Below are 22238 nucleotides of genomic sequence, written 5' to 3'. Positions count from 1 at the left end.
AATATGCCAAGTATTACTCATGGTCAAAGTATGGATTCTATTAGCGATAGTATTGTACATATTGGTGGTAATGAAATAAAAGAATGCGCAATTGAAGCGCTAGAACCATTTAAGAACGAATTAGAAGCTCAAAGTTTTGACCTTAATGGGCTAGGAACTTCTGACCTAATTAAAGCATGGAAGAAGATAGAAGATTTTAAAGGTGCTGGATTAAAGGATGCTTTTGACCTTGCTGATCTGATAAAAGGGCAAATTGCAGGATTTAATAAAGAAAAATTACAAGAAATGTGTACTTTTAGCAAGATTTCCTACGGTAATGTGGACAGAAAATTAAAGCAAGATGAGTACAAAACTAAAAGGCAATTTGAAGAAGAAGGTTATCAAATTATAAAATTTTACGACAATGAACTCATTGAAGACAAATATTGCTCGGATACTGACTATAAATTAGAGCAACAAGATGTCGGTTATGCTTTAATGAGTAGCAATTCATATAATCGAGATGCTGGTTATGTTTTTATTAAAGGTCAGGAAGTAACTATAGCTTACCATGGTACTCGTGATTTAAATGATGTAAAGGAAGATCTTCGTGCATCTTTAGCTAAATTGTCATTTTTACCTGAAGATCATCGTGTACACTCTGGTTTTTACTCTTTATTCAAACGCTCTTGGCCCAGTGTGCATAAGATATTAAAAGGGCATGCTAATGATAAAGGATTAGCAATCAAAGATTTGAAAATTAATGTTACAGGTCATAGCATGGGAGGTGCTCTTGCTAATATCGCTGCTTTATGTCTTAATAAAACAGAAGATGCCGAAGATGTTCATGTTGCAACTTTTGGCTCTCCAAGAGTTTTCTACAATGGTGCCGCTGAAGTTTACAATCAGTGTCTTGGAAATAAGACTATTAGAGTAGCTTGTCAATCAGATCCGGTACCATGTTTGCCACATGGTAATGCTGGTATGCACTATAAACATGTAGGTAAATCATTAAAATTAGAAACAGGTAAAACTCTGGAGTACTTAGAACTGCACTATCATAGAATTAATATCTATTATAACCTTGTTCGGGAAGTAGAGCAGGAAAATTTTAAATCAGATAACAATCCATCTAAGTATCGTCATATTGCTTATATTTTTGGCCTATTTTACCATGCAGTTTTGTCATATGTCGATGTGAATGATAAGGAGTTCTTTAAAAAAGTTGAGGAAGAAAATAAAGACATTAAGCTTTCTGAGATACCAATTCAATATGCTCCAAAATTAGAAGAGAAAATTAAACTACTAGAACAAGAAGTAGCTAAGCCTACTAATGACAAAACTCAATTAGAGGGAAGGTTAAAGAGTATACAACAAAGTTTGGTTGGAAAAACTAAAGAGCTAGATGATGAAAAAGGAAAATTAACACAAGAACAACAGAAGACTAATCAACTCAATGATCAAATAGATAAACTTACTGCAGAATTTAAAGGGACAAAAGATCAGCTTGCAGAAAAGAAAGCAGAGCTGGATGAACAAACTAGAACAGTAACCAAGCTTAATGATACTATAAAGGAACTTAAGGAAACAAATGCTGAATTAGAAAGAAAGAATAGTAATCTGGCTAATCGACTGGAGAAACTTGAGGAAGCAAAAACTAAGCTAGAAGAAAAGGTAGAATTTGCAGAAAAAGAGCTGAGGGATGCTAAAGCTCAATTCAGAGAGAGTGAGAGAGGGCTAAGGGAAGTAAAAGCTCAACTTGAACAGGAAAATAGTAATTTGTCTAGTCAAGCAAGGGAGCTTGAAGGGAAATGTGAGCAAACAGAAGTTCAACTTGTAGAATCAGAGCAAAAACTAGCTGAAGAAACTAGTAAAGTCATGCAACTTAGCAAAGAATCTAATGAAGCAAGAGCTCAGCTTGAAAAGAAGAAAAAAGAGATTGGAAAGCTAAAAGATCAAGTAGATCAAATGACTATACAAAACAATCAATTGGAAGGGCAGCTGGATGATGCAAAGCAAGGTCTAACTGATAAAACTGATGAAGTAACCCGATTAACACAGGTTGCTGATACGCTAAATGGTCGGGTAGCTCAATTGACTACACAAAATGATCAGTTGGAAGGGCAGCTGGATGATGCAAGACAATCGTTCGCTGATCAAATAATGCAACGCGAAAATGAAAATAACGACTTAAAGACAAAGCTGCAAGAAATTGAAAACAAAAGTGAAGTACTAGAGAAGAGTCTACAGAAGCAATTTGAAAGCAAGAATGAAGAGCTAAGTGAAAAATTCTTGAAAGCAAGAACTTACAGTAAAAGGCAAGGTAATTATGCTTCTGTTTCTTTTGTATTATCTGGAGCATTTGCTGTTGGTACAAGTTTAACAATGGTTCATTTAGCAATGTGTGTTTCGCTTGCTGTAGCTGCATTAACTTTTCTTGCAGTAGGATGTTACTGTTCTTATAACGCAAATACCGCACTTAATAATGTTGAAGTTAGTCAAATCGGGAATGATCTTAGTCATTCTTTAGTTTAGTTGTAGAGTAGCTGCTTGAGTATTAATTTAAATATTCTTCATTGCTAGTTATTGTAACATCACTTTAATTTGGTTGTGTTTTACTAAAAAAACTTTAGATTTATTTTGTAATTGATACTTAAATATAATGACACAATCTTGGAATTTATTGCAGAAAGGCCAAAAGGAAGGCTATAAAATTGCGTATATCAATGCTCGTATTATTGACCCGGAAACTAAATTTGATATAAAAGGTTCATTGTTAACTGAAGGGGATAAAATTGTTGATTTTAGCGAATCATTACTTTCAACAAGTGGAGTTGATGAAACAATAGACTGTAAAGGGCTTGTTCTAATGCCAGGACTTATTGACATTCACGTGCATTTTCGTGAACCAGGTCAAGAGCATAAAGAAACTATACATACGGGTAGCAAATCTGCAGCTGTAGGAGGCGTTACAACTGTAGTTTGCCAGCCAAACACTGTTCCAGCGATTGATAGTGTTGTCTTGGCTAAATATTTGAAATATAGAGCACTTGAAACTTCACATGTGAATGTTGAATTTTACGCCAAAATTACCACTTCGAAAGAAAAATTAACTGAAATGGCGCTTTTAAAGGAAGCAGGTGCGGTTGGGTTCACCGATGATGGTATGCCAGTTATGAATCCAATGATTATGAGACAGGCACTGCTTTATTCAAGTATGCTTGATGTTCCTATTGCTCAACATGCAGAAGATTTAAATCTATCTGCTGGTGGCGCAATTAATGAGGGTAAGATTTCTGAAGAATTGGGAGTAAAAGGAATCTTGAGTGCATCAGAATCGGTTATGGTAACTCGTGATATACTACTAATGAAGGACATAGAAAATGTACACTACCATATTTTGCATGTCTCTTCAAAAGATTCACTTGATGCTATTAAACGAGCAAAAGATTTGGGGTTAAATGTTACATGTGAAGTAACTCCTCATCACTTTACTTTAACTGAAGATATAGTAAAGCAACATGGAGCAATCGCAAAAATGAATCCGCCACTTCGTACAGAGGAAGATCGTTTAGCTATGATTGAAGGTTTAAAGACAGGTGTGATTGATTGTATTGCAACCGATCATGCTCCGCATGATCTTAGTTCTAAAGATTTGCCACTTGAAAATGCTGCATTTGGTATTGTTGGCCTTGAAACAATGCTGCCCATTTCACTTGAACTATATCACAGTGGACAAATGGTTCTACTTGATGTGCTTGCAAAATTGACATATAAGCCTGCAGATATCATACATGTGCCACGTGGCCGCATACAGAAAAACCTTGCAGCGGACTTAATTTTAGTTGATTTGGATCATGAATGGAAAATTAAAGTTGACAACTTTGCTAGTAAATCAAAAAATTCCCCTTTCGATGGACGCAAAGTGAAAGGGCGCGTAATACGTACCGTTGTGTCTGGCAAAACTGTATATTTACAGAAGGATTAGTTATCATACAGTTGCGTTTTCAATTTCAATCAATTGTAAATATTCAATATAAGTGGTAAAATATAGCCACTGAATGAAAAATATATGCTAATTAGTACGACATCGGAGCTGGAGAATGCATGTGAAGAATTGATGGCAAAAGATCCAAAATTTATAGCAGTGGACACAGAGTTCATTAGAAACAATTTAACCTACTATCCTAGATTATCACTAATTCAAATTTCTTACGGAGAGAAGAGTTTTATTGTAGATGTGTTAGTACCGGGAATTGACTTATCGCTTATTAAGAAAATAATGCTGAATCGAGAAATAACCAAAGTTTTTCATAGTTGTCGGCAAGACATAGAATCCTTACTCACCGTGCTTAAATGTGTTCCTACTCCCATTTTTGATACCCAAGTTGCTGCTATGTTTTGTCATTATTATCACGACTTTATTGGTTATTCAAAAGTAGTAGAGCAATATCAGGGGGTAGCGCTGGATAAAATTAAAGCTAAAAATTCAGATTGGTTAAAACGGCCATTATCTGAGGATCAATTAGATTATGCAGTAAATGACGTGATACACCTATATGACCTACACCAAATATTGTGCAATAAACTTGAAGAAAATAATAGGATAGGCTGGTTTCAAGAAGAGATGGAATCAATAGTTGATGTTAATAAGTATTTGCATAATCCAAAAGATGCATGGAAGAGGATTAAATTTAATTATGAAGCAAATCCAAAGTTGATGTTAACTGTTAAAGCAGTTAGTGAGTGGCAAGAGATCTTAGCACAGCGTTACAATATAAATCGTAATAAGGTAGTCAATAATGCCGTAATAACTGGTTTAATTGAAAAAAACGTGGAACATATTGATGACATTTTAGATGACCTTAAGAGAAACACAAAAAATATAAAAGAGGAAGATTTATTAGAATTTATAGATATTTTCAATGAGAATGAGAAGGAATTTGTGCAGCAAAATTATACTCTGTCAGATAATTATGATAAATCTGTATTTGATATACTCTCGATTATTTTGGAGAGCAAATGTAAGGAAAATAACATATCAAGAAAGTTAATTTCATCAAAAGATGAGTTAGCTGGCTCAATATCTGGGCAGATAGATAAACTATTCAAGGGATGGAGATATGATTTTTTCGGCAGATCAGTAGAATCGTTTTTGAATACAGGCTCAAGGTTTGAAATTTTAATGGTAAAATCTGCTGATAGTATAGCTAAAATTCGGAGTAATCTTGTGGAGAATAACCGTATCACGTGTTGAGGTCTAACGAGTTTATTATATCTTTCACTTGAGAAAGAACATTTGCACTGGTATCGATGATAAAGTCGCTCATTTGCTTTTTTTCTTCAATAGGTAGCTGAATACTAGACATTAGATCCAGCTTTTTTTTATCCATATTACGCTCACTGATCCTTTGAGCTTGTACAGCGCTATCTGCATGGATAAAGACAATAAAATCGCAATATAAACGGAATCTAGTTTCCAGCAGGAGTGGAATGTCTAGAACTAGAAACTTTCCGTCATTTTCTTTCTCCTGAGCAATAAAAATTTCTAATTCATTTCGCACAGCGGAATGCACTAAAGACTGAAATTGCTTCCAATTTTCATCATAAGCTAAAAAATATTTAGATAATACTGTTCTATCTATTTTTCCATTTACTATCACTCCAGGAAATTTTTCTTCTGCGTAACTTATTATGTTTTTGTTTACTTTATAAAGCTGGTGCACGACAGAGTCGGCATCAAACAAAGCGGCACCAAATTCTTTAAAGCAATTGGCTACAAAGCTCTTTCCAACTGCAATCCCACCTGTTAAACCTATGATCATATAGCAAATTTCTTATAAAACTATATTTATAGCATCTCCTATGCCTATTTAAAACTGAATGCATAGGTATAAAAAAGAAAAGCTATTATTTTTTTAGTAATTAAGTAAAATAGAGTGAAAGATTAAGAGGAAATTTTGAAAAATAAGATAAAAAAGATAGTGATTTCAGGAAAAGAAGTGTGGCCGATTATCGAAGGTGGCAAAGGCATTGCAATTAGTGACGGAAGATCAAGTGGAGCATTTGCTGCAGCAGATGCTGTTGGTACATTTTCTGGTGCAAATGCTAAACTTATCGATAATAACGGCGAGTTAGTGCCACTAATTTATAAAGGTAAAACAAGAAATGACAAACACAAGGAGTTAATTGAGTATAGTATCGAGGCTGGAGTTAGTCAAGCAAAAATAGCGAATGAAATATCAAAAGGCCGTGGAAGAATACATATGAATGTGCTTTGGGAAATGGGAGCAGCAGAGCAAGTCCTTCATGGCATATTAGAAAAAGCAAAAGGCTTAGTTCATGGCATCACTTGCGGTGCTGGTATGCCTTACAGGCTTGGAGAAATTGCAGCTAAATATCAAGTTTATTACTACCCTATTATCTCATCGGCGCGCGCTTTTAAAGCGTTGTGGAAACGTGCTTACCAAAAAATATCTTCTTTTTTACTTGGTGGAGTAGTATATGAGGATCCGTGGCTTGCTGGTGGTCACAATGGACTCAGTAATAGTGAAGATCCAGAATTATCACAGGCTCCATTTGAAAGAGTTGCAGAGCTTAGATCTTTCATGAATGAAGTCGGTCTTTCTGAAACGCCAATTGTTATGGCGGGGGGAGTGTGGAATTTGAAGGATTGGGAACATTGGTTTGACAATTTACAAATTGGACCAATAGCTTTTCAGTTTGGCACTCGTCCACTTTTAACAAAAGAAAGTCCGATTTCTACGGAGTGGAAAAAGAAATTACTCACTTTAGAAGAAGGTGACGTATTTTTAAACAAATTTAGTCCGACAGGATTTTACTCATCTGCAGTAAGAAATAGCTTCATACATGAGCTACAGGAACGAAATTCACGTCAAATAAAATTTTCAGAAAGTGCGAGTGGAGAGTTTAATAATGAATTTGCAATAGGTAGCAGAGGTAGAAAGATTTACCTCACTGCAAAAGACAAAGAGCTAGCAAATGCATGGATTAAAGCAGGGTATATAGAGGTAATGAAAACTCCAGATGCAACTGTTATTTTTGTGACACCAGACAAATTTGCGGAGATAAGACAAGATCAAATTAATTGCATGGGATGTTTGAGCCATTGTCTGTTTAGCAATTGGAAAGATCATGGTGACCATTCAACAGGGCGAAAGCCAGATCCACGGAGTTTCTGTATACAAAAGACACTGCAAAACATTGTACATGACGGCAATGTTGAAAATGAACTTATGTTTTCTGGACACAATGTGTACAAATTTAAGCAAGACCCATTTTATGAGAATGGCTACATACCGACAGTAACAGAACTGGTGGAAAGGATATTAACTGGGTATTAGGTTATGGTTGAATTGACAATTAAACTTTACTTTGCTATAATAAATGTTTATTAATTTAATCTTAATTTAGGGGTAACTTTTATGCGTGATAGTGTTTTAAAAAGGTATGCACTTGCCTATATAAAAGAAACTGGCAGTGACAATGGTGTTCAAGAATTTTTACGTTCTCGTGGTATGCAAAATATTGAGGACTGGAGTGATAAAAATTTTGAAAATGCGTATAAGGAATTTAGGCGCTATAACCCAACTAATGAACACAATATAGGAAGTGATCGACGTGATAGTAGGCAACAACCTACAAGCCCTCAGGCTACACACGTATATGTACACAATAACAGAGGTTTAGATTTTTGGGATTATTTACTACTTAGCAACCTGTTTAGTGGTCGTACTACAGTTATAAACAATCCTGGTTTCATTAGTGGTGGCCAGCTAAGTAGAGAAGATAAGAAAAAAGACTCAGAAGACAACAGGAAATTATTAGCTTTAGGTATAGCAGCTGTAGTTGTGTGTGTTGCTTTCCATGCTTTAATGTGTGTTTGGTACAACAGTAGCGAAAAAACGGCTAGAAAATCAGAAAAGGTAGATTACCTGGATAATAAACTTAAAATGTTCAGAAATATAGAATTTGCAGTTGGTGCAATTTCTTTAGCAGCTTTGATAGGTTGTGCTATTAACCCAGTCTTACCAGTTTGGGGTTTAGTCATTCTTGGCATTAATTCTCTTGTGTGTCTTGCTGGTGGTGTGGCTTTTCATATGAAGCATGAGAAAGAGTCAGAAAAATATTGAGAAAGCTAAAGAGGCGGTAGGTAGCTATCCTAGACAAGGGTATGGTTATGGAAATTATTCTCATGGTGTTGCACCACCTCCTTACCCTTTTGAAGAGCATAGTACTGCTCCAACTGCTCCTCCTAAAGGTGCATTTGATAATTCTTATCCAGAACAACATTTTTGAGGTTATGGACAGCAAACTGCTTACTCTAAAGCGTAAATCACTTACAGGATACCGCTGCAAAACGCAGCGGTATAATGGCTTTTCAGATTGCTTATACGATAGGATATATATTGATTTTTATTACTAGTGCAGATACGATAAAGCTTTAAACAGTACAAAATGGAGCAATTTGAGAGCTTTTACGTCACTACGCCAATATATTACGTAAACGACAAGCCACATATCGGCCACGCATATACTTCCCTTATCTGTGATGTTACAGCTAGATTTATGAAATTAGCTGGAAAGAACGTCAAATTTACTACTGGTACAGATGAACATGGACAGAAAATTGAAAAAGCGGCTAAGGTAAAGGGAATAGAGCCAAAAGAATTTACAGATGAAATAAATGTTACATTCAAAAAATTAGCTGAGCTAATGAACTTTGATTATGATGATTTTATTCGCACCACAGAAGAACGTCATGAAAAAGCAGTCATAGTTCTATGGAATAGGCTTGAAGAGAGAGGGCAAATATATCTGGATTCTTACTCAGGTTGGTATTCAGTTCGTGATGAAGCGTTTTATCAGGAATCAGAGTTGATAGATGGCAGAGCACCAACAGGTGCTGAAGTTCAGTGGATAAAAGAAGAGAGCTATTTTTTTCGCTTGTCAAATTGGCAAAACAAATTGCTAGAGTTATATGAAAATCAGCCGAATTTCATCTTTCCTAAGAGCAGAAAAAATGAAGTGGTATCGTTTGTAAAATCAGGACTTACTGACCTTTCGATTTCTCGTACTAGTTTTAATTGGGGAATAAAAGTACCAGGGAATGACAAGCACGTAATTTATGTTTGGATAGATGCGCTCACTAACTATCTCACATCAATAGGCTTTCCTAATATAGAAGATGAGGAATATAAGAAGTTTTGGACAAACTCCTTCAACGTTCATGTGATCGGTAAAGACATATTGCGTTTTCATGCTGTATACTGGCCAGCTATTCTTCTTGCAGCAGATTTATCACTGCCAAAGCAAATTGCAGTTCATGGTTGGTGGCTGAACGAGGGGGAAAAAATATCCAAATCCCTTGGTAACGTTATAGATCCAATTGGTCTGGCAGAAGAGTTTGGTGTTGATCAACTACGCTATTTTCTCCTTCGGGAAGCAAGTTTCGGTCAAGATGGTAATTTCAGTAAGAAGAACATGATCAGCCGCATAAACTCAGAGCTGGCAAACAATATAGGCAATTTAGTGCAAAGAACAATTTCATTTCTGCACAAGCAATGCTTTGGAGTTGTACCAGTGGTCGATCGCAATTTGCTTAAAGATGATGAGAGTTTACCAAATTGCAAAGCCATAATTGATCAAGTAATGGATCATCTATCAAAGTATGAATTTAACCAGATTATACTCCTGATTATCAATATCTCTTCCAAGGCCAATGCTTACATAGATAAAAGTGCACCCTGGACGTTAAGAAAAACCGATAGAAAGCTCATGGATTTAGTAATCTACAAATTACTGGAATTTATAAGGATAATTGGCATTTTGCTGCAGCCAATTGCTCCAAAGTCAGCAAAAATGATACTCGATCAGTTGCAAATTCCAAAAGAACAACGTGATTTAAAATCTCTGTGCAACGCATACGTAGGTTTAGACATTACACTGCCTAAACCTACGCCGATTTTTTTGAGGATCGATATTTAAAAAATCCTTAGTAAGCCGTTACAAGACCAGACTGAGTTGGCCGTTCTGTAGTTAGCCTTTTTAATTCAACAGAGTCAAAAAAAGTGCCTTGGCGTTTTGATGTATCTATACCGTTATCTACTTTGGAAGAAATGATTGAGATGCACCGAAATTATTTTTAGCACTCTTAAAAGAAGAATTTAACATTTCGTGAGACTCATCAACTTTACTTTTCAACATAGTCTGTGGAGTAGGTACATGGTGAGCTGATGGTAAATTTACAGTAGAATTACCATCAGCTTGGCCTAGATGTGCCTGCTGCTCAGATAATCCAGAAGCAGGATCTAAAGTACATACGAGAGTTGGAAACAACTTTGATGCTAAAGCTGCTACTATAACTGATGCGTACGTTGCAATACTACTAAATTTTACAATCTGAGTTGTTCTATCTTTTAGTTTCGGTTAATCACCTGTTTCTTTTGCTACTGCATGCAATTTTGGTTGATTACCTTCTTCTTTAAATAAATTGCTAAGAGCTTCAGAATCTAAAACTTCTTCTTGATTTCTTTTTTTACGCTCTTGATGCATTTTCTTAGCATCTTCATCAGAATTAATAATTGTATTCTACCTTTTTATCTAGTTGTTTTTGCATTTTAGCTTTTTCTTTGACATTTTGAGCATCTAAACAAGAAGAAGTAATTGTTAGCTCTTTGCAGTGCAGCTGAAAGCGCAAAAACTAGAGCAGAAAATACAGTACCACTAATAATAAATGGAAGGCCAACACTTAACGCTGCAACTGGAGCTAAGAAACTAACATAAGGAGCTGCAGCAAACACTCCTGATGCTAACAAAGTTACTACCCCTTTTTTTTTACAGTAAAGGTAGCAAAAAAAGCTACAAGTCTATGTAGTATTTAAACTCGCTCCTACTGGGACCTGAACCTAATCCACTACAACATATCAGAAAACATTATCTCTATTTTTTCTGGTTACACAATGAATTTTTTCTCAGCATAATGATTATGAGATTGCTTTTTAGCTTGGTTTTACTCAACTAAAGCTAAGTTATTAGAAATTACCTGGTTTATTTGAGCGTTAGCAATATGAGTATCTTGTTGTTTACATTTAGTACAATACATAATAGATGCAGCTCCAATAGCAGCTCCAACACAAGCAGCTCCAGCAATTAAGGCAATTTGATTAAAGTCTTTGTTATAACCTTGGTTAAATCCTTCACTGTAGCCTTTTTTGTAGCCATCCATATAACCATCTTCATAATTTTTTTGTTGTGCAAAAAAAACATAAGCGTATGTAAATAATGCTCCTCCTGCAGCGTAAAATATACCCTGTATTCCAGGTTTGATTATGTCTGGAACAAGCCTAACGCCATTCTTTATTTCTTGTACTATAGAAATTGTTGTTAAGTTCTTTATGTTAAAATCATTGATATTCATTGCTTTTTGTAAAAAAAATTAAGCTATATACTTTATATCTTAACATTAATTTAGTTTTAAAACAAATTAATATTTTAATATAAGTTTTCTCTTTTGTAGAGAATCTGCTTTTTCTTGTTTTGTATGAACTTAGAAAATTTTTATTGTTCCAAATTTGGGAGAAAAACCCTGGACCATCCTTTTAAGAATATAATTTTAAGGTGAAAAATCTCAAAGAATGTGGAATATTATAGAAAAAGCAGTCACTCTGTATATATATCACATAGTGTGGATAACAAAATATCGATATCCAGTATTAGTTGGAGATATTGGACAGAAAGCTAAAGAAGTTGTACAAGAAGTATGTGCAAATAATCAATTAGAGAGGTAGAGTTGCGTCAACATGTATACGTTTCTGTACCCCCATACTTAAGTATTAGTAAGTTAGTGCAGTTAATAAAAGGAAAAAGTTCCAGAAAAAAATCCAGCAAAACTTTCCAGAGCTGAAAAAAAGATACTGGGTTATGGACATTTGTCAGGACTAGCGGAAATGTAACTGACGAAATGATAAAAAATTATATTGAAAATTACTCTAAAAAAGAAGATAAATTTGGTAAGTCAAAAGTTAGCATTATATGCTCTCTCTCAATCTTTGGATTTCAATCCATAGTGGTTGAATCTAAATAGGTGAATTTACGTTACCTAAATTAGTTACTTGTGATGAAAAATAGATCAGCAAATTTTCAATCAACAACAGCTAAAGACCTTTCTGCAACGTTGATTTCTCTTATATCTGTAACTTCGTCATTCTGATTAAACGAAATTTGCAGAGACTTACTACTGTACTTCCTTTTTCCCAAGAAGTTAGCTTGTTTAATTTTATATGAGACATAGTACCAAACATTTTCGTCGAACTTTGATACTAATGTTGGCGATCCTAAAGTATGAACCACTTTTTCTCTATCATCACCTACTTTTATTTTGCTCCACAGTTCAACATTAATGCCAGGAACTCCGTGATTGTGAATAGTGTGAGTGCAGCTCACTGTAAATAATAAAATAAAAGATATTAATACTCGCATTTCGTCAATTAATTATTTGAAATCATAATACACTGATAAACTATCTGTCGTCAAATTTCAAAAAAGTTAAATTGACTGATTCTCAATATCATTTAATATAATATTTACTTCAAAATAATTAGGTACCTTATGTCATTGCTAGAAGCAGATCCAATATACAAGCCTTTTAATTATCCTTGGGCATATGATGCATGGTTGCAGCAACAAAGGATACACTGGATACCTGAAGAAGTTCCGCTTGCTGATGATGTGAAAGATTGGAAAACTAAACTTTCGAATGTAGAGAAAAATTTATTGACCCAGATTTTTAGGTTTTTTACTCAAGCAGATATTGAAGTAAATAACTGCTATATGAGGCATTATTCAAATATATTTAAGCCAACAGAAATATGTATGATGCTTGCAAGCTTTTCCAATATGGAGACTATACACATTGCAGCCTATTCATACCTTCTAGATACGATTGGCATGCCAGAAAGTGAATATCAAGCATTCTTAAAATATGATGCTATGAGAAAGAAGTATGAATACATGTTAGAATTTGAGGAAAGTAAAAAGCACGATAAAAAACATGTTGCTAAAACTTTAGCAGTATTTGGTGCCTTCACTGAAGGATTGCAGTTATTTGCATCATTTGCAATTTTGCTCAATTTTCAACGGTTTGGAAAAATGAAAGGTATGGGGCAAATAATTGCTTGGTCAGCACGTGACGAAACCTTGCACACCAATTCAATTATCAATTTGTTCAATACGTTTATTAAAGAGAATAATGAAATTTGGAATGACGAGTTCAAAGAAGAATTATATTCTGCATGTCGCACTATTGTTGAACTTGAAGATGAATTTATAAGTCTTGCTTTTGATTTAGGAGATGTTGAAGGGCTATCTGCAGGGGAAGTGCGCAATTATATACGTTACATAGCAAACAGAAGGTTAACGCAATTAGGTCTTAAATCTATATATAATGTTAAAGATAACCCTATTCCGTGGCTTGATGAAATACTAAATGGCGTGGAACATACAAATTTCTTTGAAAATAGAGTAACAGAGTATAGCCGTGCAGCAACTCAAGGCACTTGGGAGGAAGCTTTTGCTAAAAACGATACAAAAAGTGAATAGCAGTAACTTCACCCTTTTTTATCGTTTCAACGGAAGCTTGCGATACATATCAAAGGTGGAAGGAGGAAGAATTTGATATAAATCATCTATTTAGCCTAGAGAAAAGAGAGTATAGATATAAGGTTACATTATTGCATGTAATAGTTGGAGATTTTGATTGCTTAGAGGAGGAGAAGAAGAAGTTAATACGATATTTATTAGACAAAGGTGCTAATGTTAATGCACGAGATTCTTTTGGAAAAACTTCTTTGCACAATAGTCATGACAAAGAGGTAACACAAATTTTACTAGATGCAGGTGCTAATCTTTTTATAAAGGATCATTATGGAATGACTGCAAGAAAACATGCCCGTGATGAATCAGAGCAGCTTTTAAAAAAGGCAGAAGATAAATACAAGCATAAAACAATGAAATTTGGTGCTATTGTTGGTATTACGGCTGGAATGGGAGTTGGTAGTGGACTTTTTGCTGCTGCTGGTCTTTCATTACTAATATCGGCTTTTATTGGCGCAGCTTTATATATATAATTGAGAATAAAAAAACTGTGGATAACTCTGAAAAAGATCAAAAAAGACATCAAAAAGAGTATGATTAGATTGAAATATTTACAGAAAAACTTACTCAATTGATAAATATCTTAACGTTTTTTAAGAAAAGACAAATAGAGGGTCGTATTGGAGCTAAAGGTTGAAATTTTAAGTGTTTTTAAAGTAGCAATTTAATCTTAAAGAGGTACTTTAATAGTTCCTTTTAAGTACTAATCCGGAGGTTCAACAGGTTGTTGTTTAAAAGATTGGGAAATGTTTTTGTTAGTATTGAAAATTACATAATGTGTATTACGCAAATAGCATAAAAGTCCTCTTCGATAAAGGCTTCTGTATCTTTTATTGAAGAGAAAGGGGAGGTGCCTCTGTACAATGAGAAAAAAATCTTTTCTAGTAATGATCCCCATATTAGACATTTTATTTTTAAAACTATTAAAGTGATACTTTAATAACTTACATAGCTTCTTTTCAATGTATACTTTAAGAAAGTAGCCGCCACGAACTGCTAAAATACCTATACGATAAAGATTAGCTCCCTGAATTTTTCTTAGGGTGCAATACACTTCATGGGGTGTTGCTCCTAATTCCAGTAATTGTTCGATCTTTTCTTGACTAGTGTTTTTAATGATAAGGTTAATATGGTGATCAACCCTTTCTTTCATGCCTTCAATATTGTACAAATGTTTATCGTAAACTATCCATAAATTTTTAATGTAGACCATTATTGCCTTAATTTCATGGTGATTTTGAAATTTTTCAAAAACTTTTCTTATAATATTTTCTCTGATAGGAATTAAATCCGTGATTTTTGACCTTTTAAAACTGTAAAATTTATCGATCATTAGCTCAATAAAGTATTGAGCTGCTTCTTTTTGTGCTTGATTAGCGTAGATTTTTTTTGCTTTATGTGGATTAAAGTGCCCTGAAACATACGTGCTACGTCCTTTTAATTGAGCAGAAATTCCATTTTTAAACTCCTGTACTTCCTTGTTTTTAATAACTTGCAGTAACTCACGAGAGGTGAGATGAGTTTCATCATTGAAAGTTCTAATCGAAAGCTTAAGCTCAACTGATTTTTCTCGCGCTTTTATTCTTCTTCTGGAATTGATCCGTGCTCGAAGATGTTTGCTATTGGTATTAATTACGTGAGAGCTACCACGCACGTGAAAGTTATGGAATTTACAGTAAAAAGAGGTTTTCTTACTTTTTTTTACTTGACTTTCTTTTTTATTATGGTGAAAATTTGCATGCATGGCAGTGCTGGTAATCTTTTTCAATTGACAAGAAGTGATTACTATAAAATTTAAGTTGTGTAAAGGATAAAAAGTTATCCTTTACACAGAGTCCTTTCCCAAATTAGCAATTCCAATCCATTTCCATGTGGTAAGTTTAATACGAGTTAATACTATGTAAAGCATAATTTTATGTTTACATGAATTTTTCTGAAAGTTCAATTTAGTATTAGCTTTTCAATCTCATCAATTTCAAGACCAGTCGATTTAGCTATTAATTCAATAGATACACCAGCTTTAAGTAGGTTTTTTGCTATTTCAACTTCTCTTGTCTTTTTGCCTTCCTCTCTACCTTCCTCTCTACCTTCCTCTTTAGCATCATCAAGTTTTTGAGCGAGAACAGCCTTTTCATCACGAATACGCTTTATTTCTTGCTCATAGGCTATAAATTCTTTCTCTGACCAGTTAAATCTATCTAACTCTTCATATGCTTTTTTGATTATTACATCACTTCCTATTATTCTTTCTAATTCCCTTTCACTGGTTTCTTCTGCGTATTTAAAAAAGTAGATCCATTTTTCAACTATATTTTCTAGTTGATCTTCCTTGTTTTTGGGAAATTTTGGCAGTTCAATAAATGTAAAATAAAAATCTTTTAAATCGTGTTCATTAGTCTCTTCATCTCGAATAGTATGCTTTGATTTATACTCAGACTTATTTGGAAACAGAACACAGTCTGCTATAGCAATAAAGATAATTTCTTTAAGGTCATGATATTGATCACCTTTATCAGCTTGTCTTGAATACGCTTTAGCAGCGTAATATTGAGCACGTTTTTCAAAGCCTTTAGTTTTTGCAACTTGCATTTCGACTATTACTTGTACTCCATTTTCATCTCTGCAGAGAACATCAACAATGCTTTGTTTTTTAGAGGCAATTTCAGCGTCCATTATAGTACTAAGAAACTCTATTTCTTTTATTTGATCTTTGCCAGTAAAGCCCAGAATATCATTGAGAAAGTGAATAAGAATATCTTTATTCTTTTCAGTACCAAAGATACGCCGAAAGGCAACGTCATTCTTTGGATCGAGAAATTTAGAAAAAGCCATAAGGAATTCGCTTTAAAATTATTAATATTATACACTATTTTCTATGATTTATCAATTTAATATCCTACCAGTATTAACTTGATAAGGTACTGTAACTTTGCCTGTTGAGCCACTTCTATTCTTTGCAACGTTTATCTCCAGTTCGTGTCCGTTCAGAGGTGTGGCTTAAGAAACAACAGCCAGCAGGTTTTGAAAAGGGTTTAGCTCCTTTTGTCTCCAAGTCAGATACAACGAAATTATTCGTTCAAGGAATCTATTCCCTCGCTCTGACTGTGCAAAATATGAATTCTTACGATAAACAACATAATGCCGTATTTGTCGCTCAACATGATTATTCGTTAATGGAATATTCCATGGGTCATCCAAAAATGTCCACATCATTGGCTCGGATTTTATAATACCCTTTACTGTTCGTGAAGCTCCTTTTGCTTCAAGTATATAAGATATTTTTATCATGCAGTACTGTATGTATCTTCGTAACTCTTTGGCTTAACTTTGAAATACTAATTTCATTTTCTGATAAAGCGTTTCTTAATACAAACAATCCATTAGCTGCATCTTTTAAACAATGGCCAAGTCTCATTACTTCACTATTCCAACTATGAGATAACCTCTCGAAATTTCTCAATAAGTGAGCCCAACAAATTTGTCGTTTTTCATCACTGAAGTGGTTGTAAACTGCATATCTGTCGGTAATTACCAGGTTTTTGTAATCACAAAATGTACTATTCTTTAAAAATTTCATTCCTCTTGTATCTGCTAACTTCATAAGACTTGCTTTATTGTTGGCAAACATCCAGCACCATTCCAATTTGCCTTTGTTGTAGTGACTGGTTTCATCAATATGCAAAATTTCGCCTGCTTTTACCTCTTCCTCTATTTGTTCATAGGCTTCTTTACATTTTGACGAAACCCTTGCTTCACTATTGGATATACTACCAACACTTATACTCATGTTAAAGATGTCTTTCATAATATTTGTTATTTCTTGCTTTGAGTTCTTGTAAAACCCACTCAATGCCGCAATTACTGACTTAACTCTAGGAGCAAAGGTATCAGATGTAACTCCTTCTGGTAGTTTGCTGCTTTTTCTTTTTCCACACTTACAACAGCGACCGTGCTCTAGTTGATATTCAACAACATAAGGCTTAATCTCTGGCAGATCAACTTTTTGATAAATATAGGGCTTTCCTGATATTGCAATTTCTCCACCACACTTGCATTTATTTTGTAACTCCACTTTTACTACCTCATCTGCTTCCATTTTAGATCGATAATTTCCTTTATGTCCGATCTGACCACCTATCTTTCTATTACTTTCTGACTTATCTTTTAATGTATCTTTTTTTATTTTATATAGCTCTTTAGAAGTTGGTATTGATGAATTCCTTGAATTTAGACCAAGTCTTTCTCTCAGCTCAGCATTCTCTATTTTTAAGATCTTATTTTTCTCTTCAAGCTTTACTACTTTCTGCTCTAAGTTTTTACATAACTCTACAATACTGATCAACAATTGGAGCATCTAGCCTTACCTTACTATCAACATTTTATGTTATTATTACTTTAGTATATTATGTCAATTATTTTTTATCCTTACCACACCTCTGAACGGATACTCCAGTTCGTTATTAGAGCCTATTTTATAGTAGCTGTCTCTGTAGAGTAGTAAAACTATGTCAGCATCCTGTTCGATGCTCCCTGACTCTCTCAAGTCTCCTAATTGCGGTCTTTTGTTTTGCCTTTCTTCTACTCTGCGACTAATTTGTGATAGCGCGACAACAGGAACTGCAAAGTCTTTAGCGATGTTCTTTAATGTTCTGCTGATTTCTGTCACTTCAAGTGTTCTGTTCTCTGTTCTTCCTGATCCTCTAAGCAGTTGCAAGTAGTCAATATAAATGCATTTTATGCTGTATTGCTTATCAATTGATGCGATCTTTTTTCTTAGAACATTTAAATCCATACTTCCTGAACTATCGACAAGGAGATTTAAGAAAGCGAGCTCACTTAATCCTTGGTACAGAAGCTCCATATTCTTGTTTTTAATGATAGTGTTGACTGTCTCATTGACTTTGATGCTGATTATTCTGTTGATGAGTTGATTGGCTGACATCTCAAGTGAGAAGAAGCAGACATACTCGTGGTCATTTAAGAGCTTTGCGGCCTCTAGAGCCATGTGTAGTGCTATTGAGGTCTTACCAATTGAAGTGCGTGCTGCAAGCACAGAGAGCTCTCCTTCCTTGAAGCCACCTGTTATCGTGTCAAGCTCCTTTATTCCTGTGGTCATTCCTTCTATTTCGTCGGGTTTTGCTAGCCGTTTATCGATGTATTCTCTGTAGTCTTTGAGATAATCAAATATTGGCCTTACGTCCTCATCGACCCTGAGCCCTTCTTCCTGATCCATTCTTCACCTAAAACCGGAGGCTCCTCAAACTCAAGATCTTGTTTTCGTCGCCTCTCCCAATGAGTTATATTATATTATATATATATAATATAATATAACTTATAGTGGGGGGTACCCAAAAAAATGGTTATTTTTGAGCTGAGCAAAGCCGCCTAAGGTGAAGAATGGATCAGGAAGAAGGGCTGTATAATGTATATTACTTGTATAAAATGTTTTAATCTTCGTAGATATCTTCTCTATGTTTTATTCCAGTAATCATTACCACACGTTCCGATGTGTTTACCCTATATACCACACGGTAATCACCTACTCGTATTCTGCGATGTCCCTTAAGTTGACCTAATAAAGCTTTTCCCACTTTATCAGGAGAATCTGAAAGACGATCTTTTATAGCTTCTTTAGTTCTTGATTTTATTGTTTTTGGAAGGCTTGGGAGGTCATTATAGACCACATTCTCTTCATAGTAAATTGAGTATTTAATCCCAATTGATGTCTTCATGCCTGATAAATTTTGCGTTTGGAACATCACGTTTAACAGCGAGTTTGAACAATGCTATCTCTTCCTCACGTTCGGCTGCTTCTTGTATTAACTCCTCTATTAACTCTTGAGCAGATTGCTTTTTCACTTTAGATAAACGATGCAGGTCCTTTAAGGCTTCTCCACCAAGAGATATGTTAATTTCTGGGTTCTCCATAGGTTTTACCAAGTTCTACTACTGCACAATTATACAATATTTTCCTAAAATTTTCAATAAAGAATTATATTGACATATTATGGTAGATTGCTTATATACCAGCATTGGCTTTTCCTGATGTTAAGGAGAAATGACACAGAAGTTAATACTAAGTATAGTATTGCAAGACATTATTAGGAATAGAGAGGGTATGCCAGCCGCTGGCTACTGGATGTATTTCTATGACAAGAAGAGTCCGACAACTCTTCGTAATGCCTATTACAAAAATAAAGAAGGAAATGTCGTACCAGCACCAAATCCTCTGCAACTTGATGAAAATGGTGCATTGCCCCACAAACTCTACTATTTTGTTGATGTAGACGACTCCGAAGACCGTTACATTGTGGAGCTGAAGTGCTGTTACGGCAATGCTGCTGCTCCTGAGATTGTTTTTACTGACCTGCCTTACTTTCAGGAGCAGCGGAAAGCCGATCCAACTAGCGCTATCATATCTGATAATTTGTTTATCGATGGGCAGTTTAATATTGGTCTCCAAATCGATGATCGAGGGCAGGGACCTGGCTATGTTTCACCTCTGTTTTCACAAGTGCCAATTGCTGGACTTTCATGGCAGTTTTTCAGAATTTATGCTGATTCAGTTGCGATGCAGGATAGAACTGATATCGATAGGGTTTTCATTAAGGACATTACTGAAGCTGAACGAATCAGTGAAGGCAATCCTCGTTTTTATTTAAACGTTATTTGTGAAAAGTTCAGTGAGAAAAATCCGCCTCTTGAGAAAGCGATAGTATTTAAGCATTCTAATGCCTTGTGGAGTGCTATTTCTGGAACATTTAGGCTCAAGTTCTATGCTTGGAAAGGTGGTGATAATCTAGTTGTTAAATTAATAGCAGTTCGTGATTTTGGTGCAAAGTCGTCAACACCGCCTAAATCTCATATAGTGGATGAATTTTTAATTGATTCTGATTCACCAAAAGTTTATGACACTCGTTTAAATTTAATTGACTTTGTCATACCTTCTGATATTGGTGATGATCAGAGTTTGACGTTGAAGTTTTTATTGCCGAAAGATAGGACATTTAATTTTAAAGCAACAAATTTTTATTGTGCGGAAGTTTCAGCACCGTTGTCAGTTGTCGATTTTAAATATCCAACAGAAAATTCTGATTTAGCAAAATCTCATTTATTATTCTCGTCGTTTAAAGCAAATAAATACAGCATTGATAACAATTACAATGAGCTAGTTTTTGCAATTGATGGTCTTAAGTTTGTTGATAATATCGGTGAACTAGTTTCCTATCCAAAAGGAGCAAAAGTTGATGAGGGAAAAATAAATCTGCTCAAGTGCGATGGTCGCACACTTGATTCAAGAGAAATGAGTCCGCTCGGCATTGAATACAAAAGGCTATATGAAAAGCTCGATCATGCACCAGTGACATTTGATATGCTGCAAACCAAGGATATTCCAAATTGGTTTAATGCGATCTCAAGTGAGTACATTAAAAGGTTTGTTCTAAACAATAAAGTTAAAGTTGCTTTTGAAGGAGAGGGAGTAGTGAATGGAGAGCCAGAAGGTGACGATATTGGTCATCTGTGGCTGGAGACTACGTTTCATGCTAATGAGGCTGTGAACTATGATTTTCAGTATGTTGCAGCAGAAAATGTTACTACTTGTTGCCATTCGTTTGATGTTAGCCCTAAGTACTCGAACAATCAGTTTCTATTGGCTAACAACAATGCAAAAACGGTGAAGTTCGCAAATTCTAACACTGATTTTCCAGGGTATTTTCGCACTTTGAGTAATTCAAATTTGATTTATCGGTGTAGAGAAGCGGCAATACCATATGAGAAAGGTATTGATAATGTCACTAAAGAAACTAAAGCAAATTTTTCTATTAAGGAAGGATTTTTTTATTTAACAATGAATCTTGATTACGTTGGATCTAAATATCCTTCTGGTTCACGTTCTTTTTTTAATCCAGTTTATTTTAAAAAAAGGGTGTATGATATTGGGTTTCCTTTGATTATTCCAAAAGGGAGCGCTACTTTTCTGCAAGACGAATATATAGAAGGATCTAGCAATATTTCGCAAAATTATTTTTTGTTTTCACCGTGGCATATAGATTCAATCTCTGCTTTGTGTGGTTCCTATCTTCATTCTTCTTCTGAACCATATGAAATTCGACTTTTTAATTCTAGCGGTCAATACCTCCCCATCAAAACATGGAGTAATCACGTTATTTACAAGCAAAAAGCGGAGGAGGAAAGAACTCCAGGAAAACCAAATGTGCTGTTTGCTGAGAAAAACTCAGTGATAACTTATGCGATGCAGCATAAAGCGCTGTTTACGCAAAGGTGCCTCTATGTGATCAAATTTAAAGAAGTGAAAGCAGGAGACTTTATCGGTCTTAAAACTTACAACAATGTAAATACTGGTAACAATTTTGATATGGTTATTTGGTGGAGTGTGGGTGGCGAAGGAAAAGCTCCAACTGATGTTAATTCCAGGGAATTTAAAGAAATCAAAGCAACCAAGGAGACAACACCAGAAGAGCTCGCAGATATGATTGCAAGTAGCATCAATAATAAGGGAACAACGATGTTCAATGTTCCAACTATTAATGACAAAACTTATGACTATTACATAAGGTACTAAC

The 22238-nt window shown here is 34.8% G+C and carries 20 protein-coding genes and 2 pseudogenes; 11 read left to right on the top strand and 11 right to left on the bottom strand.

Annotation, left to right across the window (positions count from 1 at the left end; translation table 11 throughout):
• The first annotated feature begins 3 nt into the window (after positions 1 to 3).
• From OM967_RS00310 to OM967_RS00300, 3 genes are all read left to right on the top strand, one after another.
• On the top strand, positions 4 to 2514 hold the full coding sequence (locus OM967_RS00310; protein WP_264337326.1) for a lipase family protein: 2511 nt from the start codon (positions 4 to 6) through the stop codon (positions 2512 to 2514).
• A gap of 127 nt (positions 2515 to 2641) precedes the next feature.
• The gene (locus tag OM967_RS00305) at positions 2642 to 3967 is read left to right on the top strand and encodes a dihydroorotase (RefSeq protein ID WP_211908323.1); all 1326 of its coding nucleotides are present in this window, start codon (positions 2642 to 2644) and stop codon (positions 3965 to 3967) included.
• 84 nt (positions 3968 to 4051) lie between these two features.
• Positions 4052 to 5236 (top strand): ribonuclease D, encoded by a 1185-nt coding sequence (locus tag OM967_RS00300; protein WP_264337325.1) that lies wholly within the window; start codon positions 4052 to 4054, stop codon positions 5234 to 5236.
• Here the strand turns inward: OM967_RS00300 and coaE are convergent.
• Positions 5226 to 5804: a dephospho-CoA kinase gene (gene coaE, locus OM967_RS00295; RefSeq protein ID WP_211908327.1), complete on the bottom strand. Its 579-nt coding sequence runs from the start codon at positions 5802 to 5804 to the stop codon at positions 5226 to 5228. The two genes, OM967_RS00300 and coaE, sit on opposite strands and share 11 nt — an antisense overlap.
• 135 nt (positions 5805 to 5939) lie before the next feature.
• Between coaE and OM967_RS00290 the strand changes: the two genes are divergently transcribed.
• The 4 genes from OM967_RS00290 (at position 5940) to metG (ending at position 9987) form a co-directional block, all read left to right on the top strand.
• The gene (locus OM967_RS00290) at positions 5940 to 7343 is read left to right on the top strand and encodes an NAD(P)H-dependent flavin oxidoreductase (protein WP_250120360.1); all 1404 of its coding nucleotides are present in this window, start codon (positions 5940 to 5942) and stop codon (positions 7341 to 7343) included.
• 81 nt (positions 7344 to 7424) lie between these two features.
• Positions 7425 to 8132 (top strand): hypothetical protein, encoded by a 708-nt coding sequence (locus tag OM967_RS00285; protein ID WP_264337324.1) that lies wholly within the window; start codon positions 7425 to 7427, stop codon positions 8130 to 8132.
• Positions 8107 to 8298 carry a hypothetical protein gene (locus tag OM967_RS00280; protein ID WP_264337323.1) on the top strand — a complete coding sequence of 64 codons (192 nt, stop codon included), beginning with the start codon at positions 8107 to 8109 and terminating at the stop codon, positions 8296 to 8298. Before OM967_RS00285 ends, OM967_RS00280 begins: the two co-directional genes overlap by 26 nt.
• 159 nt (positions 8299 to 8457) lie before the next feature.
• Positions 8458 to 9987, top strand: a complete 1530-nt coding sequence (metG, locus tag OM967_RS00275; RefSeq protein ID WP_264337322.1) for a methionine--tRNA ligase — start codon at positions 8458 to 8460, stop codon at positions 9985 to 9987.
• Positions 9988 to 10104: 117 nt separating this feature from the next.
• Here the strand turns inward: metG and OM967_RS00270 are convergent, their stop codons facing one another.
• The 3 genes from OM967_RS00270 to OM967_RS00260 form a co-directional block, all read right to left on the bottom strand.
• Positions 10105 to 10338 carry a hypothetical protein gene (locus tag OM967_RS00270; RefSeq protein WP_246433212.1) on the bottom strand — a complete coding sequence of 78 codons (234 nt, stop codon included), beginning with the start codon at positions 10336 to 10338 and terminating at the stop codon, positions 10105 to 10107.
• Between the two features lie 90 nt (positions 10339 to 10428).
• Complete coding sequence (locus tag OM967_RS00265; RefSeq protein ID WP_264337321.1) at positions 10429 to 10554, bottom strand: hypothetical protein; 126 nt, start codon at positions 10552 to 10554, stop codon at positions 10429 to 10431.
• Positions 10555 to 11011: 457 nt separating this feature from the next.
• On the bottom strand, positions 11012 to 11419 hold the full coding sequence (locus tag OM967_RS00260; RefSeq protein ID WP_264337320.1) for a hypothetical protein: 408 nt from the start codon (positions 11417 to 11419) through the stop codon (positions 11012 to 11014).
• Positions 11420 to 11638: 219 nt separating this feature from the next.
• On the opposite strand from OM967_RS00260, the pseudogene tnpA reads away from it, so the two are divergent.
• Positions 11639 to 12085 (top strand): annotated as a pseudogene (gene tnpA, locus OM967_RS00255) (IS200/IS605 family transposase).
• A 56-nt stretch (positions 12086 to 12141) separates the two neighbouring features.
• On the opposite strand, the gene OM967_RS00250 reads toward tnpA, so the two are convergent.
• Entirely contained in the window at positions 12142 to 12480 is a 339-nt protein-coding gene (locus OM967_RS00250) for an outer membrane protein assembly factor BamE (protein WP_250120356.1), read from the bottom strand.
• A 129-nt stretch (positions 12481 to 12609) separates the two neighbouring features.
• On the opposite strand from OM967_RS00250, the gene OM967_RS00245 reads away from it, so the two are divergent.
• Both OM967_RS00245 and OM967_RS00240 read left to right on the top strand, forming a co-directional pair.
• Positions 12610 to 13599, top strand: a complete 990-nt coding sequence (locus tag OM967_RS00245) for a ribonucleotide-diphosphate reductase subunit beta (RefSeq protein WP_250120355.1) — start codon at positions 12610 to 12612, stop codon at positions 13597 to 13599.
• Between the two features lie 131 nt (positions 13600 to 13730).
• Complete coding sequence (locus OM967_RS00240; RefSeq protein WP_211908336.1) at positions 13731 to 14126, top strand: ankyrin repeat domain-containing protein; 396 nt, start codon at positions 13731 to 13733, stop codon at positions 14124 to 14126.
• A 230-nt stretch (positions 14127 to 14356) separates the two neighbouring features.
• On the opposite strand, the gene OM967_RS00235 is transcribed toward OM967_RS00240, so the two are convergent.
• From OM967_RS00235 to OM967_RS00210, 6 genes and pseudogenes are all read right to left on the bottom strand, one after another.
• Positions 14357 to 15421 carry a hypothetical protein gene (locus tag OM967_RS00235; protein ID WP_264337319.1) on the bottom strand — a complete coding sequence of 355 codons (1065 nt, stop codon included), beginning with the start codon at positions 15419 to 15421 and terminating at the stop codon, positions 14357 to 14359.
• Positions 15422 to 15594: 173 nt separating this feature from the next.
• Positions 15595 to 16485: an Rpn family recombination-promoting nuclease/putative transposase gene (locus tag OM967_RS00230; protein WP_264337318.1), complete on the bottom strand. Its 891-nt coding sequence runs from the start codon at positions 16483 to 16485 to the stop codon at positions 15595 to 15597.
• 165 nt (positions 16486 to 16650) lie between these two features.
• Positions 16651 to 17995: pseudogene (gene tnpC, locus OM967_RS00225) on the bottom strand (IS66 family transposase).
• Between the two features lie 66 nt (positions 17996 to 18061).
• Positions 18062 to 18886: a replicative DNA helicase gene (locus tag OM967_RS00220; protein ID WP_264337317.1), complete on the bottom strand. Its 825-nt coding sequence runs from the start codon at positions 18884 to 18886 to the stop codon at positions 18062 to 18064.
• A gap of 214 nt (positions 18887 to 19100) precedes the next feature.
• Positions 19101 to 19385, bottom strand: a complete 285-nt coding sequence (locus tag OM967_RS00215; RefSeq protein WP_172758357.1) for a type II toxin-antitoxin system RelE family toxin — start codon at positions 19383 to 19385, stop codon at positions 19101 to 19103.
• Positions 19363 to 19581, bottom strand: a complete 219-nt coding sequence (locus OM967_RS00210; RefSeq protein WP_264337316.1) for a hypothetical protein — start codon at positions 19579 to 19581, stop codon at positions 19363 to 19365. The genes OM967_RS00215 and OM967_RS00210 overlap by 23 nt, the downstream gene beginning before the upstream one ends.
• 130 nt (positions 19582 to 19711) lie before the next feature.
• Between OM967_RS00210 and OM967_RS00205 the strand changes: the two genes are divergently transcribed.
• Positions 19712 to 22237: a hypothetical protein gene (locus OM967_RS00205; RefSeq protein WP_264337315.1), complete on the top strand. Its 2526-nt coding sequence runs from the start codon at positions 19712 to 19714 to the stop codon at positions 22235 to 22237.
• Position 22238: the final 1 nt, after the last annotated feature.

The organism is Wolbachia endosymbiont (group B) of Dolichovespula media (assembly GCF_947179505.1).
Lineage (GTDB): Bacteria > Pseudomonadota > Alphaproteobacteria > Rickettsiales > Anaplasmataceae > Wolbachia.
The sequence above is the reverse complement of the archived record's forward strand: the minus strand, read 5'-3'. Positions and strand labels throughout refer to the sequence as shown.

Coding starts and splice junctions, on each gene's coding strand:
- OM967_RS00310 (WP_264337326.1), top strand. CDS start 4: ATGCCAAGTATTACTCATGGTCAAAGTATGGATTCTATTAGCGATAGT.
- OM967_RS00305 (WP_211908323.1), top strand. CDS start 2,642: ATGACACAATCTTGGAATTTATTGCAGAAAGGCCAAAAGGAAGGCTAT.
- OM967_RS00300 (WP_264337325.1), top strand. CDS start 4,052: ATGCTAATTAGTACGACATCGGAGCTGGAGAATGCATGTGAAGAATTG.
- coaE (WP_211908327.1), bottom strand. CDS start 5,804: ATGATCATAGGTTTAACAGGTGGGATTGCAGTTGGAAAGAGCTTTGTA.
- OM967_RS00285 (WP_264337324.1), top strand. CDS start 7,425: ATGCGTGATAGTGTTTTAAAAAGGTATGCACTTGCCTATATAAAAGAA.
- OM967_RS00280 (WP_264337323.1), top strand. CDS start 8,107: ATGAGAAAGAGTCAGAAAAATATTGAGAAAGCTAAAGAGGCGGTAGGT.
- metG (WP_264337322.1), top strand. CDS start 8,458: ATGGAGCAATTTGAGAGCTTTTACGTCACTACGCCAATATATTACGTA.
- OM967_RS00265 (WP_264337321.1), bottom strand. CDS start 10,554: ATGCATCAAGAGCGTAAAAAAAGAAATCAAGAAGAAGTTTTAGATTCT.
- OM967_RS00260 (WP_264337320.1), bottom strand. CDS start 11,419: ATGAATATCAATGATTTTAACATAAAGAACTTAACAACAATTTCTATA.
- OM967_RS00250 (WP_250120356.1), bottom strand. CDS start 12,480: ATGCGAGTATTAATATCTTTTATTTTATTATTTACAGTGAGCTGCACT.
- OM967_RS00245 (WP_250120355.1), top strand. CDS start 12,610: ATGTCATTGCTAGAAGCAGATCCAATATACAAGCCTTTTAATTATCCT.
- OM967_RS00230 (WP_264337318.1), bottom strand. CDS start 16,485: ATGGCTTTTTCTAAATTTCTCGATCCAAAGAATGACGTTGCCTTTCGG.
- OM967_RS00220 (WP_264337317.1), bottom strand. CDS start 18,886: ATGGATCAGGAAGAAGGGCTCAGGGTCGATGAGGACGTAAGGCCAATA.
- OM967_RS00215 (WP_172758357.1), bottom strand. CDS start 19,385: ATGAAGACATCAATTGGGATTAAATACTCAATTTACTATGAAGAGAAT.
- OM967_RS00210 (WP_264337316.1), bottom strand. CDS start 19,581: ATGGAGAACCCAGAAATTAACATATCTCTTGGTGGAGAAGCCTTAAAG.
- OM967_RS00205 (WP_264337315.1), top strand. CDS start 19,712: ATGACACAGAAGTTAATACTAAGTATAGTATTGCAAGACATTATTAGG.